16 protein-coding genes are annotated in these 14,460 nt (G+C 39.4%); 11 read left to right on the top strand and 5 right to left on the bottom strand.

Annotated elements, in window-relative coordinates; translation table 11 throughout:
• The first annotated feature begins 71 nt into the window (after positions 1-71).
• Together P2W72_RS05280 and P2W72_RS05275 are read left to right on the top strand one after the other, a co-directional pair.
• The gene (locus P2W72_RS05280; protein WP_276359865.1) at positions 72-371 is read left to right on the top strand and encodes a hypothetical protein; all 300 of its coding nucleotides are present in this window, start codon (positions 72-74) and stop codon (positions 369-371) included.
• A gap of 253 nt (positions 372-624) precedes the next feature.
• A complete protein-coding gene (locus P2W72_RS05275) occupies positions 625-789 on the top strand; it encodes a hypothetical protein (RefSeq protein ID WP_276359864.1) in 165 nt (54 codons plus the stop codon).
• A gap of 73 nt (positions 790-862) precedes the next feature.
• Here P2W72_RS05275 and ispE read toward each other — a convergent pair whose 3' ends face one another.
• Complete coding sequence (ispE, locus tag P2W72_RS05270; RefSeq protein WP_276359863.1) at positions 863-1,666, bottom strand: 4-(cytidine 5'-diphospho)-2-C-methyl-D-erythritol kinase; 804 nt, start codon at positions 1,664-1,666, stop codon at positions 863-865.
• Between the two features lie 163 nt (positions 1,667-1,829).
• Between ispE and P2W72_RS05265 the strand changes: the two genes are divergently transcribed.
• The 8 genes from P2W72_RS05265 to P2W72_RS05230 all read left to right on the top strand — a co-directional run bounded on the left by P2W72_RS05265 (position 1,830) and on the right by P2W72_RS05230 (position 10,420).
• A complete protein-coding gene (locus P2W72_RS05265; protein WP_276359862.1) occupies positions 1,830-2,624 on the top strand; it encodes a thymidylate synthase in 795 nt (264 codons plus the stop codon).
• Positions 2,625-2,723: 99 nt separating this feature from the next.
• Entirely contained in the window at positions 2,724-3,209 is a 486-nt protein-coding gene (locus tag P2W72_RS05260; RefSeq protein ID WP_276359861.1) for a dihydrofolate reductase, read from the top strand.
• A 115-nt stretch (positions 3,210-3,324) separates the two neighbouring features.
• Complete coding sequence (gene secDF, locus P2W72_RS05255; protein WP_276359860.1) at positions 3,325-6,267, top strand: protein translocase subunit SecDF; 2,943 nt, start codon at positions 3,325-3,327, stop codon at positions 6,265-6,267.
• Between the two features lie 102 nt (positions 6,268-6,369).
• Positions 6,370-6,834 (top strand): MarR family transcriptional regulator, encoded by a 465-nt coding sequence (locus P2W72_RS05250; RefSeq protein ID WP_276359859.1) that lies wholly within the window; start codon positions 6,370-6,372, stop codon positions 6,832-6,834.
• A gap of 12 nt (positions 6,835-6,846) precedes the next feature.
• Positions 6,847-7,851: an NAD(P)/FAD-dependent oxidoreductase gene (locus P2W72_RS05245; protein WP_276359858.1), complete on the top strand. Its 1,005-nt coding sequence runs from the start codon at positions 6,847-6,849 to the stop codon at positions 7,849-7,851.
• Between the two features lies 1 nt (position 7,852).
• On the top strand, positions 7,853-8,173 hold the full coding sequence (locus tag P2W72_RS05240) for a 2Fe-2S iron-sulfur cluster-binding protein (RefSeq protein WP_276359857.1): 321 nt from the start codon (positions 7,853-7,855) through the stop codon (positions 8,171-8,173).
• Positions 8,174-8,186: 13 nt separating this feature from the next.
• The gene (locus P2W72_RS05235; protein WP_276359856.1) at positions 8,187-9,494 is read left to right on the top strand and encodes an NAD(P)/FAD-dependent oxidoreductase; all 1,308 of its coding nucleotides are present in this window, start codon (positions 8,187-8,189) and stop codon (positions 9,492-9,494) included.
• 77 nt (positions 9,495-9,571) lie between these two features.
• The gene (locus tag P2W72_RS05230) at positions 9,572-10,420 is read left to right on the top strand and encodes a hydroxymethylglutaryl-CoA lyase (RefSeq protein ID WP_276359855.1); all 849 of its coding nucleotides are present in this window, start codon (positions 9,572-9,574) and stop codon (positions 10,418-10,420) included.
• A 72-nt stretch (positions 10,421-10,492) separates the two neighbouring features.
• Here the strand turns inward: P2W72_RS05230 and P2W72_RS05225 are convergent, their stop codons facing one another.
• On the bottom strand, positions 10,493-10,921 hold the full coding sequence (locus P2W72_RS05225; protein ID WP_276359854.1) for a GNAT family N-acetyltransferase: 429 nt from the start codon (positions 10,919-10,921) through the stop codon (positions 10,493-10,495).
• A 46-nt stretch (positions 10,922-10,967) separates the two neighbouring features.
• Positions 10,968-12,047: a class II fructose-bisphosphate aldolase gene (gene fbaA, locus P2W72_RS05220; RefSeq protein ID WP_276359853.1), complete on the bottom strand. Its 1,080-nt coding sequence runs from the start codon at positions 12,045-12,047 to the stop codon at positions 10,968-10,970.
• Between the two features lie 167 nt (positions 12,048-12,214).
• Here fbaA and accD point away from each other — a divergent pair, with 167 nt between their 5' ends.
• Positions 12,215-13,057 carry an acetyl-CoA carboxylase, carboxyltransferase subunit beta gene (accD, locus tag P2W72_RS05215; RefSeq protein ID WP_276359852.1) on the top strand — a complete coding sequence of 281 codons (843 nt, stop codon included), beginning with the start codon at positions 12,215-12,217 and terminating at the stop codon, positions 13,055-13,057.
• A gap of 188 nt (positions 13,058-13,245) precedes the next feature.
• On the opposite strand, the gene P2W72_RS05210 is transcribed toward accD, so the two are convergent.
• Both P2W72_RS05210 and P2W72_RS05205 read right to left on the bottom strand, forming a co-directional pair.
• Positions 13,246-14,142, bottom strand: a complete 897-nt coding sequence (locus P2W72_RS05210) for an MBL fold metallo-hydrolase (RefSeq protein ID WP_276359851.1) — start codon at positions 14,140-14,142, stop codon at positions 13,246-13,248.
• Positions 14,143-14,208: 66 nt separating this feature from the next.
• Entirely contained in the window at positions 14,209-14,391 is a 183-nt protein-coding gene (locus P2W72_RS05205; protein WP_276359850.1) for a hypothetical protein, read from the bottom strand.
• Positions 14,392-14,460: the final 69 nt, after the last annotated feature.

Genomic DNA, 14,460 nt, shown 5'->3' with positions numbered 1-14,460 from the left:
GAATTACACATTTTATTTTTACAATTCCGGATTCAAAATGCGATATTCGAAAAGCGATATCCGAAAAGCTTATGTCTTTTAAAACCATATTCATCATTACTGTATCCGTTCTGGTAACTGTTGTACTCATGAACAATACAGAAGAAATCAATTTCTGGATCTTTGGCAATGCCAGAATTCCCAAATTAGCTGTACTTGGAGTAATGTTCGTACTGGGTCTGATAATTGGTTATATGGCAGGCAGACCTGCAAAAAAACAGCTTTCCAATAATTATGATGAGAACTCATATGATGATGATGACTTTGAAGGAAACAGCATCGCAAAGCCTAAATCAAACCTGAGTGACGAAGACCGCGAGTACATCAGTTAAATCTGAACCCCTCATTGATGATATTGATACAGGATTAGCCTTCCTGACTTCCTTGTAATCTGTTATTTCCACAAATAAATTGTGAACATTTTCATTATTTTAAAAATAAGATAGTAAATTAGTTATGAGATTAGCCTGAACAGGTATCAATCAACTAACTAAACCATATCGTTTCATTTTACCGGCCTGATTAATCCTGACTAAATAACAGGTCTGTTAACCCTTATCTGATTTTGTGATTAATAACCCATGCTTGCTTATTAATTTTTATAATTATCCAACTATTCTTGAAGCCAGGAAATTTGAATTTGAATTTCTGGCTATCCCGGATGATACCCATCACTGGATGAAATTCAGCAATGGAGTGAAGGTGAGCGAGGCAACGGCAGATTTTCTGAAAAGAAAATTAATACCCTGATGCATTGGAGCAAAAAAGCCTTTCAAAAAAACAGACAAATGACAATGGAGATTCAAAACCTATTGTCATTTGTTTAAACTCCATAAAAAACCCGATTCCCCTTCTCCAATTCAGGTAATTTAAGCTCCTGATTAAATATTCCGTAAACAGAGGCCCCGCTGCCACTCATAGACGCATAAACAGCACCGGCATCATATAGTATTGATTTAATTTCAGCAATAATTGGAAACTTAGGAAACACAGAATCTTCAAAGTCATTTTTCACATCAAATTTCCATTGCTCCGGAACTAGTTTAATCAGTTCTGTTAAATGCTTTGAAACCGGCTTAGCACTTACCCCACTATAGGCTTCAGCAGTTGAAACATGAACCGGAGGCATAACAAGAACAACAAAATATTTGCTCAGATCAAGTTCAATATCCCTGAACTTATCCCCTTTTTCAAATGCAAAAACTGGCTTATTCTTTATAAAAAAGGCACAATCTGAACCAATTTCAGACGCATAAGACTCCATTTCCTGATCAGACAGGTTCAAGCTAAACTTCTTATTGATCAGCTTAATTAAGAAGGAAGAATCAGCCGAACCACCACCCAAACCGGCGCCAATCGGAATATGCTTATGAAGATGTATGTGCACCGGGGGGAGTTTATGATCAAGAGCCAAAAGCTGATATACCCTTAAACAAAGATTATCAGCAACATTTCCGGGGATATCAATTCCAGATGAAGTAAACCTCAATTCCTTCGCCTCAACAAGCTCCAATGCCTCTCTTAAAGCTATTGGATACATCACTGTCTCCAGATTATGATAACCATCCTGACGACGGCCAACTATATTTAGTCCGATATTAATTTTTGCATTGGGGAACAGAATCATATTTTGAACATAGCTTATATTTATGAACAATTATAGGATGCCAAAAATACATTTATTTTATTTGCAGATTAGTTGTACGTTGTAAGTGATAAGTGATACGTTTTACGTTGACCGCATTAAACTTAAACTTCCCATACCTGGAGCAGGATAACAGATAAGAAAAATGAAACAATATCACGATCTGATGCAGCATGTACTGCAAAATGGAATTCAGAAACACGATCGTACCGGCACCGGAACAATAAGTGTATTCGGTTATCAGATGCGTTTCAATTTACAGGATGGCTTTCCATTGGTTACGACCAAAAAACTTCATCTGAGATCCATTATTCATGAGCTGATCTGGTTTCTGAAAGGAGAAACCAATATCAAATACCTTAAAGAAAACGGAGTAAGCATCTGGGATGAGTGGGCTGATGAAAACGGCGAGCTGGGTCCGGTTTATGGATCACAATGGCGTTCATGGCCTAAACCTGATGGCGGCCATATTGATCAGATTACTCAGGTAATAAATCAGATCAAAACCAATCCCGATTCAAGAAGACTGATTGTTTCTGCCTGGAATGTGGCAGAAATAGAACACATGGCTCTTCCACCCTGCCACAGTTTCTTTCAGTTTTATGTGGCTGATGGCAAATTAAGCTGCCAGCTTTACCAGAGAAGTGCGGATATATTTTTGGGTGTCCCATTTAATATTGCTTCCTATGCATTACTGACCATGATGGTTGCACAGGTTTGCGGACTGGAAGCCGGAGATTTTGTACATACTCTGGGTGATGCGCACCTGTATAATAATCATTTAGATCAAACCAGATTGCAGCTGAGCAGAGAATGCCGTCCATTGCCGGTCATGAAGCTGAACCCTTTGGTTACGAACATTTTTGATTTTAAATTCGAGGATTTTAGTCTGGAAAACTATGATCCTCACCCGCATATTAAGGCTGCAGTTGCCGTATAAATAAACTTATGAAACCATCATGATTTTGCCAAAACCCACAGGGGTATGATTATTAAATCATGATCGCTGCATCACCTTAAAAAAATATAAAATAAAAAGATGAAAATAAATCTGATAGTTGCGGTTGATGAAAATAATGGGATCGGGAAGGATAATCAGCTCCCCTGGCATCTCCCTGCAGATCTTAAGCATTTTAAAAACCTGACAAGCGGACATTCCATTCTGATGGGCAGGAAAACCTTTGATTCTATTGGAAAAGCACTTCCTAACAGAAGGAATATTGTGATCAGCAGGCAGTCAGAGCTTCATTATCAGGGAATTGAACTATGTAACTCTCTTGAAGAAGCAATTAAACTCTGCAAAAATGAAGATGAGATATTTATTATAGGAGGAGCGCAAATATTTGATCAGGCACTCCCGCTATCTGACATACTGTACCTCACTATTATACATCATAATTTTGATGCTGACACCTTTTTCCCGGAAATCAGTCCGGAAAAATGGATAGAGGTGGAAAAAAATCTTCATCATCCTGATGAAAAGAACTTATATTCTTATAGTTTTATCAAATACAGAAAAGCCTGATTTCATCTCATTATTTTCTGTGTTAAAGAAATATTTCAAAAAACAAAAATTTAATTAGCTTTGGCGTCTTAACCAAAAAAGGTTTAAATCAACATTATTAGACAATTAAAATAAAATGCAAGGTAAAGGATTAGTAAAATTCGCAGCAATAGCGCTAACAATAGCGTGTTTGTATTCCCTCTCGTTTACGTGGATAGCGAATAAAGTTGAAAAAGATGCACAGGAATTTGCAAAAGGAGATGCTGTAAAAGAAAAGGGTTACCTCGATTCTGTTGCATCATTACCTGTATTTAACAGCCTGAGTTATATCACTTATCAATACGCAAAAGAGCGCGAAATTCCACTTGGTCTTGACCTGGAAGGTGGCATGAACGTAACCATGGAAATCGCATTAAGTGATATGGTACGCAACCTTGCCAATAACAGCACTGATGCAAACTTTAATGCAGCTATAAGAAACGCCGAATTAGCAGTTGCTCAGGGTGATAATGATTTCATTGGAGCATTTGGAAGAGAATTTGAAAAACTAAGTCCTAACACCAAACTTGCCAGCCTTTTTGCTACTAAAGAGAATTCAGCAAATTTAAAGATCGATGCAGATAATCAGGCCGTTCTAAGTTTCCTTAGAAAATCTGCAGATGGAGCAATTGATCTTTCTTTCAATATCCTGAGAACCCGTATCGATAAATTCGGTGTTACTTCGCCTAATATTCAAAAGCAACAGGGAACTAACAGAATCCTGATCGAATTACCGGGTGTTACAGAACCAGAGCGTGTTCGTAAACTATTGCAGGGCTCAGCAAAGCTTGAATTCTGGGAAACCTATGATAATACTGAGATATTCGGCTTATTGCAGAATGTAAACAGTATTCTGGCCAGCAGTCTGAAATCTACTGATACTGCTGCATCAGCTACTCAGGATACTGCAAAAAGTAAATTAGCTGCTTTAGGCAAAAAAACTGCTACAGCTGACAGTACTGCTGCTTTAAATAAGGCACAGGCTGAGCAGGCAAAGCAAAACCCACTATTTGCCATTTTAAATCCTGCAACATTCCAGGGACAGGACGGACAGCCTGCACTGCGTCCGGGTCCGGTTGTTGGATATGCTGCTTTAAAAGATACAGCAAAAGTTAATGCATACCTGACTTCTCCTGCCGTGAGGGCTGTAATTCCACAGAATGTAAAACTATTCTGGGGTGTTAAGCCAATGACTGAAGAGAGCAAAATATTTGAGCTATATGCATTAAAAACAAGCAACCTTGCCGGCGGACCAGCTCTTGAAGGTGATGTAATTTCTGATGCACGTTCAGATTATGATCAGAAAGGAAACCCGGAAGTTGTAATGGTAATGAATGCTGATGGAGCCCGTTCATGGCGTTCAATTACTGCAACTGCTTCTGCTGACCCCAATAACAAGAAAAGTATCGCAATTGTATTGGATAATCTGGTTTATTCAGCTCCAACAGTACAGGGCGAAATTCCAAATGGTATCTCTTCTATCAGCGGTAACTTCAAGGTTGAGGACACTCAGGATTTAGCAAATGTATTGAAAGCCGGTAGATTACCTGCACCAGCCAGAATCGTGAGTGATTATGTTGTAGGACCTTCGCTGGGTGCAGCTTCAATTTCTGCAGGATTGATTTCAACCATTGCAGGTATCGTTGTGATTCTTTTATTCATGGCTATGTATTACAGCACTGCGGGTGTTGTTGCAAATATTGCTTTATTAGTCAACTTATTTTTCCTGATGGGTGTACTTGCCTCATTAGGTGCTGTATTAACCTTACCGGGTATTGCAGGTATCGTACTTTCACTGGGTATGTCAGTTGATGCGAACGTACTGATTTATGAACGTATCCGTGAGGAAATTTCAGAAGGTAAAACCATTCGTTTGGCTATCAGCGAGGGTTTCCGCAAAGCAATGCCTTCAATTCTTGACTCGAATATCACCACATTCCTTACAGGTGTGATCTTATATGTATTCGGTCAGGGTCCTATTGTTGGTTTCGCTACCACATTAATGATCGGTATTATTACCTCTCTATTTGCAGCAATCTTCATCTCCCGTCTGGTATTCGAATGGTTACTTGATGGAAAGAAAGCAATCAGCTTCTCAATTGCTGCAACCCAAAATCTATTCAAAGATTCAAAATTCGATTTCATTACCGGAAGAAAACGTTTTTATATGCTTTCTTCAGCGATCATCATAGCCGGTATCATCTCAGCATTTACTCAGGGCTTCAGTCTTGGCGTAGATTTCCAGGGAGGCCGTGCTTATTTTGTAGCATTCGACAAACCGGTTGAAGTTGAAGGTGTTCGTTCTATTATGATTGATGAATTCAAAACTGCGGTAGAGGTTAAAACTTTCGGTTCATCTAATCAGGTAAAGATCACCACAGCCTATAAGATCACTGATAATTCGGATGAGGCTAATGCAGAAGTAAACGAAAAACTTCAAACTGCATTGAAAAAAGTCAATCCTTCTTACGAGATCATGGATTCACAAAAAGTAACTCCAACTATTGCTGATGACATCAAAACATCTGCAATTTGGGCCGTTATTTTCTCAATTCTGGTAATCTTCCTCTATGTATTAGCGAGATTTAAGAGAATGGCATTTGGTTTTGCGGCTATAATTGCCCTGGTACATGATGTTCTGGTATTACTGGCAATATTCACCATATTTAACGGATGGTTACCATTCTCACTTGATATTGACCAATCATTTATTGCAGCTATCCTGACCGTTATGGGATACTCTATTAACGATACCGTGGTTGTATTTGACCGTGTACGTGAATACATTGGCCAGCATCATTCCAAAGATGAGAATCTGCCTTCAGTAATCAATAATGCATTGAACAGCACCTTAAGCCGTACAGTAATTACCGGTATTTGTACCATAGCTGTATTGTTAATCATCTTCATCTTCGGTGGTGAAATTCTGAGAGGTTTCTCATTTGCAATGCTGATCGGTGTGATCTTTGGAACATACTCTTCCCTGTTCGTCGCAACACCTTTTGTTGTTGAATTTATTAAAGAGAAAAACAAGGCTTAATTATATCCTTAGTTAAACATTTGTAAAAAAGCATCTGCCCCGGGCGGATGCTTTTTTGTTTTCAGGGAATTTATATATATATTTGTTGTACTAACAATAAGTATGGCAACAGAATTATTCAGCACCTACTCATATTTACTTGACCGGACTGCAAGAAAGGTAAAACAATACGCTCAGCGACGTTTTAATACTGAAAACTTTGACATTACTGTTGATCAATGGCTGATCATTAAAAGCCTGAACAACGATAATGACATGAACCAAAGTCAGCTGGCTGAGATTACCGGTAAGGATAATCCTACACTTACCAGAATTATTGATCTTCTGTGCAAAAAAGGACTTACAGAAAGAAGAATACATCCAACAGACAGACGTTGCTTTATTGTGCATCTTACTGATGTGGGAGTTCAAAGAGTTAGAGAATGGAGCCCGAAGATGGCAGAAATCCGTATGCAGGCATGGAAGAACATGACTGAAGAAGATTTTATTAATCTAAAGCGGATTCTGGATACGATATACAATAATCTCGACGATGACCGGGATGAACAACAATTAAAAAACACATAAGAATTGAAGAAAATGATTTCAACAGATATATGCATAATCGGAGCCGGTCCGGTGGGACTTTTCGCAGTATTTGAAGCAGGTCTCCTAAAAATGAGATGCCATTTGATTGATACCCTACCCCAGGTGGGCGGGCAACTATCAGAAATATACCCGCATAAACCCATTTACGACATACCGGGATACCCTGAAATTAAAGCTCAGGACCTCATAGATCGTTTAATGGAACAAATAGCCCCCTTTGAACCGGGATTCACGCTTGGAGAGCGCGTAGAAAGTCTGGAGAAACAGGATGACGGATCATTTATTGTAGGTACAAACGATGGAAGTAAAGTTCATTGCCAGGTAGTAGTTATTGCAGGTGGGCTGGGATGTTTTGAACCGCGCAAGCCTGAGATTGACGGTCTTCTGAACTTTGAAGGTAAGGGAGTAGAATACATGGTCAAGAACCCTGAAAATTTCAGGGATAAACGTGTAATACTTGCCGGTGGAGGTGATTCTGCACTTGACTGGACTATTTTCCTTTCAGATATAGCTGAAAGAGTAACACTTATCCATAGAGGAGATACCTTCAGGGGTGCTCCTGATTCTGCCGAAAAAGTACATGAACTGGCAAATAAAGGCAAAATCGACCTGATCCTTCAATCCAATCTACTGAGTGTATCAGGTAATGGCAAACTGAAGGAAGTTTCATTCACAGGCCGCGACCAGATTAAAAAAAGTATTGAAACCGATTATCTGATTCCATTATTCGGATTAAGTCCTAAACTGGGGCCAATTGCTGGATGGGGATTAAATATCGATAAATCTGCAATTCAGGTAGATACATTCGATTATTCAACTAATGTAGAGCGTATTTACGCGATCGGGGATATCAACACCTATCCCGGAAAATTGAAATTAATCCTTTGCGGATTCCATGAAGCTGCACTTATGGTTCAGAGTGCATTCAAATATGTATATCCCGATCAAAAATTAAGTTTTAAATATACTACCGTTTATGGGGTAAACGCATTCTAAAATGATTAATATTATAATTGAAGACCGTAACGGAGAGCAAAAACCCGTTGAAATACCAGAAGAGATCAGTCTGAGCTTAATGGAGGTTCTGAAAGCCTCAGATTATAATATACTTGCAACCTGCGGGGGAATGGCACTTTGTGCAACCTGCCATGTACAGGTATTAAAAGGATTGAACGACCTTCCGGAGCCCGGAAATGAAGAAATGGATATGCTTGATACATTGCCTGATGCCGGATTTGACAGCAGACTGGCTTGTCAGATCCGCATGAATGAAAATATGGAGGGTATGATATTCAAAATCAGAGGAGATGAACAATAAATAAAATACGATCATGGAAAAGTCTGTGAATAAAGCTGTAGCCTTCCCTAAAATTGTGATTATAGGCGGAGGATTTGGCGGAATTGAATTAGCGAAACGCCTTAGAGATAAGGAAGTTGAAATACTAATGCTCGACAGACATAATTATCATACCTTCCAGCCACTGCTTTATCAGGTTGCCACCGGAGGGCTTGAAGCCGATTCTATTGCTTTTCCATTGCGTAAAATCTTTAAAAACCAGAAGAACTTTACCTTCAGGGTAACTGAAGTGGAAAAGATCGACCAGACTGCAAAAACACTTCATACCACAATCGGTGAAATCAGCTATGACTATCTGATAATTGCCACAGGCTCTGAGACCAATTACTTCGGGCAAAAAGAGATTGAGCACTTCTCTATGCCGATGAAGACCATTCCCGAAGCTTTAAATTTAAGGAGTATGATACTCCAGAATCTTGAGGAGGCTCTGATTGAAAATGATCATCTCAAAAAAAGCTCTTTACTGAATTTTGTTGTGGTAGGCGGCGGTCCAACCGGTGTAGAACTTTCAGGAGCTCTTGCAGAACTTAAGAACCATATCCTGCCAAAGGATTATCCTGAGCTGAGTATTGATGCCGTTAAAGTTTATATCATAGAAGGATCTCCAGCAGTTCTGGGAGCAATGTCTGAGCAGGCTTCTGCCAAGGCAAAACAATTTCTTCAAAATCTCGGAGTTCAGGTTTACACTAATATGCGGGTTGTAATCTATGATGGAATGAGCATAAAACTATCTGACGGACAATCAATTAATACAAAAAATGTTTTATGGTCTGCGGGTGTAAAAGGTGCAGTTCCGGAAGGTTTAACAAGCGGGCAAATTACCAGAGGGAACAGAATTATAGTTGATGAGTTTAATCGGGTAAAAAACACGAATAATATTTTTGCTATCGGCGATGTAGCGGCTATGATTACTACAGATCTTCCCAATGGTTTACCGGGGGTAGCTCCGGCGGCAATTCAGCAGGGCAAAAAACTGGCATCAAACCTTATTCGCATTATTAATAATGAACCGCCTGAGGCATTCAGGTATTTCGATAAAGGTTCTATGGCAACTGTTGGCAGAAACCTTGCGGTGGTCGATATTGGTAAAATCCGCTTTCAGGGAATATTCGCCTGGTTTGTATGGATGTTTGTACACCTGATGTCATTAGTTGGATTCAGGAATAAAATCGTCACATTTGTGAACTGGGTATGGAGCTATTTCAGCTATGACCGGGGAACACGATTAATAATCCGAAGATTTAATCGCCAATCAATGACCGAAGATCCGAATGCCAGGTAGCTGTTTATTGAACAGATCATAAGAAGCAAATCGGGAGGAGCTCAGAGTAACTATTATTTTAAATTAACTAAGCCCTAATGACTAAACTGATTGAATGCCCGCGTGATGCTATGCAGGGTTTGCATGAGTTCATTACTACCCGGATGAAGGCTGATTATCTGAATCTGCTCCTTCAGGTTGGATTTGATACTCTTGACTTCGGAAGTTTTGTTTCTCATAAGGCAATTCCACAGTTAAGAGATACTTCTACTGTGCTCGAAAAGTTAGATTTAAGTAAGAGTAAAACAAAACTGCTGGCCATAATAGCTAATAGCAGAGGAGCCGAAGAAGCCATCCAGTATCCTGAAATATCCTTCCTTGGCTTTCCCTTTTCAGTGTCTGAAACTTTCCAGCAGAGAAATACGAACTCAGATATACAGCGATCCTTAATTACCGTTGAAACAATCATCAATCTTTGCGAAAAAGCAAATAAACAAGCTGTAATTTATCTTTCAATGGGCTTTGGCAATCCGTATGGCGATCCCTGGAGCAGGGATATTGTTGAAAATATTGCATCTGAGTTGTCTGAACGGGGAGCCCGCATCTTGTCTCTTGCTGATACTACAGGAATTTCTGACCCGGAAAAGATCAAATACCTATACCCCTATCTGGTTTCCGGTTTCCCAGATGTCGAATTCGGATTGCATCTTCACAGTACACCGGCAGCCACTGATAAAAAAATAGAAGCTGCCTGGGAAAGCGGCTGCAAACGCTTCGACAGCGCACTCAGAGGCTTCGGAGGCTGCCCTATGGCAACCAACCGCCTTACGGGAAACATTGCCACTGAAAGCCTTATTTCATTCTTGATGAGCAAGGGGGAAGATCTGAATCTGAATATGGAGAAATGGAACGAGGCAGTAACTTATTCCGGCAGAATCTTTGGTTAAGGGCAGTCTGTTATCAAACAACTGATAACAGGCAACAGCTAACCGATAACAGGAACTGATAACAGGTAACTGCTACAAATCAAGCACCATCTTAAAGTGCTGTATACCGGCTTCTTCAAACTGTTCGCCTTCTTTTCTAAATCCAAATTTTGCATAAAGAAACATTGCAGCGATCTGTGCATGCAGGTAAGCATAAGTTGCATCTTCTGGAAGATCTTTCAATACGGCATTTACCAATGCTTGTCCCATACCTATGCCTCTGAATTCTTTTAATACAGCAAAGCGTTCCAGTTTATATCCTTTATCCGTTTTGCGCCAGCGTGATGCACCTGCAGGAATACCATCCACCAATCCAAGGAAATGAACTGACTCTTCTTCATGTTCCCATTCCAGTTCGGGTGGACAATTCTGCTCATCCACAAATACAATCCTTCTTATAGCGAAAACCTTTTGCAGCTCATCTGCATCAGCCACTTTTTTTACTTCAACCCTGCTTTGCATTATTCATTCAATTAAAAAGGGCCTGTTCAAAGGCCCTGTCTTAACATTAAACTCTTTCGTTCACATTGATACAATTCAGATCCTCAAATGCATGTTTGAGGCGCTGAACAAATGTCTCTTCACCCTTACGAAGCCATACCCGGGGATCATAGTATTTCTTATTAGGAGAATCCTCCCCTTCAGGATTACCGATCTGAGCCTGCAAATAAGCTTCCTTAGATTTATAATAATCTTTAACACCTTCCCAGAATGCCCATTGCATATCAGTATCGATATTCATTTTAATAGCTCCATATGAAATCGCTTCACGGATCTCTTCCTTTGAAGAGCCTGAACCACCATGAAATACAAAATTAACAGGTCTTTCTGCGGCAATATTAAACTGTGATCTCACATATTCCTGTGAATTTTTCAGAATAACCGGCTGAAGCTTAACATTACCCGGCTTATAAACGCCATGAACATTTCCAAATGCAGCAGCAACGGTAAACTTCTCACTAATCGTACTCAATTCTTTATATGCATAAGCAACCTCTGAAGGCTGGGTATATAATTTTGAACTGTCAACATCACTGTTATCTACCCCATCTTCTTCCCCTCCGGTAACGCCTAATTCAATTTCAAGGGTCATACCCAGACCCTTCATCCTGGCAAGGTACTTTTTACTGATCTCTATATTCTCTTCAATCGGTTCTTCCGAAAGATCAAGCATGTGTGAAGAATACAATGGTTTACCATGAACCGCAAAGAACTTTTCACCATGATCAAGTAAACCATCGATCCATGGAAGCAGTTTTTTTGCAGCATGATCTGTATGAAGAATTACGGCAACACCATAATGTTCGGCAAGCAAATGAACATGCTGGGCAGCAGATACACCACCAAGTATACAGGCGTTCAGATTATCATTATTAAGGGATTTACCGGCATAAAACTGAGCTCCTCCATTAGAAAGCTGAATAATTACCGGAGAGTTAACAGCTTTTGCCGTCTCCAGTACTGCATTCACAGAATTGGTTCCAATAACATTAACAGCAGGCAGAGCAAACTGATGTTTCTTGGCAAGCTCAAATAATTCCTGTACTGCATCACCGTGCAATACTCCCTTAAATTCTTTTAAATTCATGATAACGGTTTTGATTTCAGATAGTCGAAATTATGAAAAATAGACTCAAAATCAAGCAAAAAAGCCAATAAATATATCTCCGTTATGAATAAATAAATTCAATCTGCATTGGTGAGCATTGCTTTCTTAAAATTTTTGTTTCTTTGTACGTTATTCAAATATCCAAAATGGCCTGGTTTAAGAGAGAAAAAAAAGGGATAATAACTTCTACTGAAGAAAAGAAAGAAACACCCGACGGGTTATGGAATAAATGTCCTTCCTGTAAGAAACCTTTGCATTATGCAGAACAGGTGGAAAATAAATATGTATGTCAATATTGTGCATACCACCTCAGAATTGGATCCAAAGAGTATTTTGAAATCCTTTTTGATGATAATCAGTTCACAGAATTATTTCCAAATCTTCGCTCCGGAGACCCGCTGAATTTTACCGATACAAAAAAATACACTGACCGTCTTGAGGAAAGTTATCAGAAAACAGGGTTGAACGATGCAATTCGTTCAGCAACCGGTAAACTTGCAGGGCAGGATCTGGTAATAGCCTGTATGGATTTCAATTTTATCGGAGGTTCTATGGGATCGGTTGTGGGTGAAAAAATTGCCAGATCCATTGATTACAGCATAAAACACAAAATTCCGTTTATGATGATCTCAAAATCAGGCGGAGCCAGAATGATGGAAGCAGCATTCTCGTTAATGCAAATGGCAAAAACCTCGGCAAAATTAGCCCTGCTAAGCAAAGCAAAGATCCCTTACATTTCGTTATTAACTGATCCAACTACGGGTGGTGTAACTGCATCGTATGCAATGCTTGGAGATATCAACATTTCAGAACCGGGAGCATTAATCGGATTTGCAGGCCCGAGGGTAATTAAAGAAACAATCAAAAAAGATCTTCCCAAAGGATTTCAGACTTCCGAATTCGTTCTTGAACATGGATTTCTGGATTTCATCGTAGACAGAAGACAAATGAAAGCGAAACTGGGATCTTTCCTGAAAATGATAAACTAGGACAATTCATTGTCCTATTCAATAAACAAAAAGCCACTCAATAGTGGCTTTTTGTTTATTAAGCATTTTCCAATTCCATATTCAGCTTTCCTGATTGAACCTTAGTGATTCGGGCAATCACTTCTATTCTTTCATTAGTACCAACAACACAAAACCTTCCTGCACATTAATTATAAATGATAGGTAAGCTATATAGTTAACTCTTCGTAAGCCGCTGTCAGGCTCCTCTGAATTCCCTGTCCCTGAAAATCTTCGGCACCCGGAATGCCGGTAATTTTCATTATTTCCTCTTTAGATTTACCTGATTTAATTTCCGACTGAACAAAAGCGATCAGCTTTTCCAGGTAATTCTGCATAGCGTTGAGATCTTCCTTACCACCCGTTACTTTCTCCGGATCAGCAGAATGTCCAAAAACAAACAAAGTATCTTTGTCAAACTCAGAAATTGCCTTATCCAGAACTTTTATCCAGCTTTGAATATTCGCACCAGCACTTCTGTCAATGAATGGATAACGTCTGTTAAACATCAGATCGCCCATATGGGCAATATTGGCATCTTCAAAATGGACAATGATATCGCCATTCGTATGGGCAGCACCAAAATAATGTGCTTTTATATTCTCTGACCCAACCTTACTTTTCCATTTATCTGCAAAAACGGTATCAGCGAAAAGCTGTTTACTCTCTGATTTTTGAGCTGCTGCGGTCTTTTGATGATTGATCAGACAATTCTGATGTGCTACAACTTTTTCAGCAAGTCCTTTAAATGCCAGATTCCCTCCGGTATGATCACCATGATGATGTGTATTGATCAGATATTTAAGCGGTTTTTCCGATTTTTTCTTTAATTCGGCAATCAGATGAGCAGCAGGATCCATAAATTGCGTGTCCACAACTACCATCCCCTCCTTGTTGGATAGCCAGGCTATAGTTCCTCCCTGTTCTGTAAATATTCCCACATTATTTCTTAATGGAATGAATTTATACGCAGGTTGCCTAATCATATCAGCAAGAGCTTTATAATCTGTCAGAGCAAGCAATCCAAGTGAAAGTCCTGTATTTTGTAAAAATCTTCTTCTTTGCATGAAATAATTGATTTAGTATCCCAATATATCAATAAAAAAAAATCCCGCAGTGCGGGATTGAATATTTTACAATGTGCCGGGTTCGTGATTGAACCCTATTGCATGGATATTGGTCCGCCCATGCGAATGGTTAGCAAAACTGTAACCTTTAAATAAGCCTGTATTGGAATGCCTTTCACGCTGCCCCGCCGTTTGCTCGTCTTTAGCGTTGCTTTTTGCAGTATTTTTTGGAACATATTTCTTTGTCATGATGTCCTCCTTTTTAAAGATCTGATATATAAAATTACAAAGAATTTAATAACAAATCAATATTACATA

Origin of the sequence: Daejeonella sp. H1SJ63 (genome assembly GCF_029360775.1) — a bacterium.
Lineage (GTDB): Bacteria > Bacteroidota > Bacteroidia > Sphingobacteriales > Sphingobacteriaceae > Daejeonella.
This window is presented reverse-complemented; position numbering and strand designations above follow the sequence as displayed.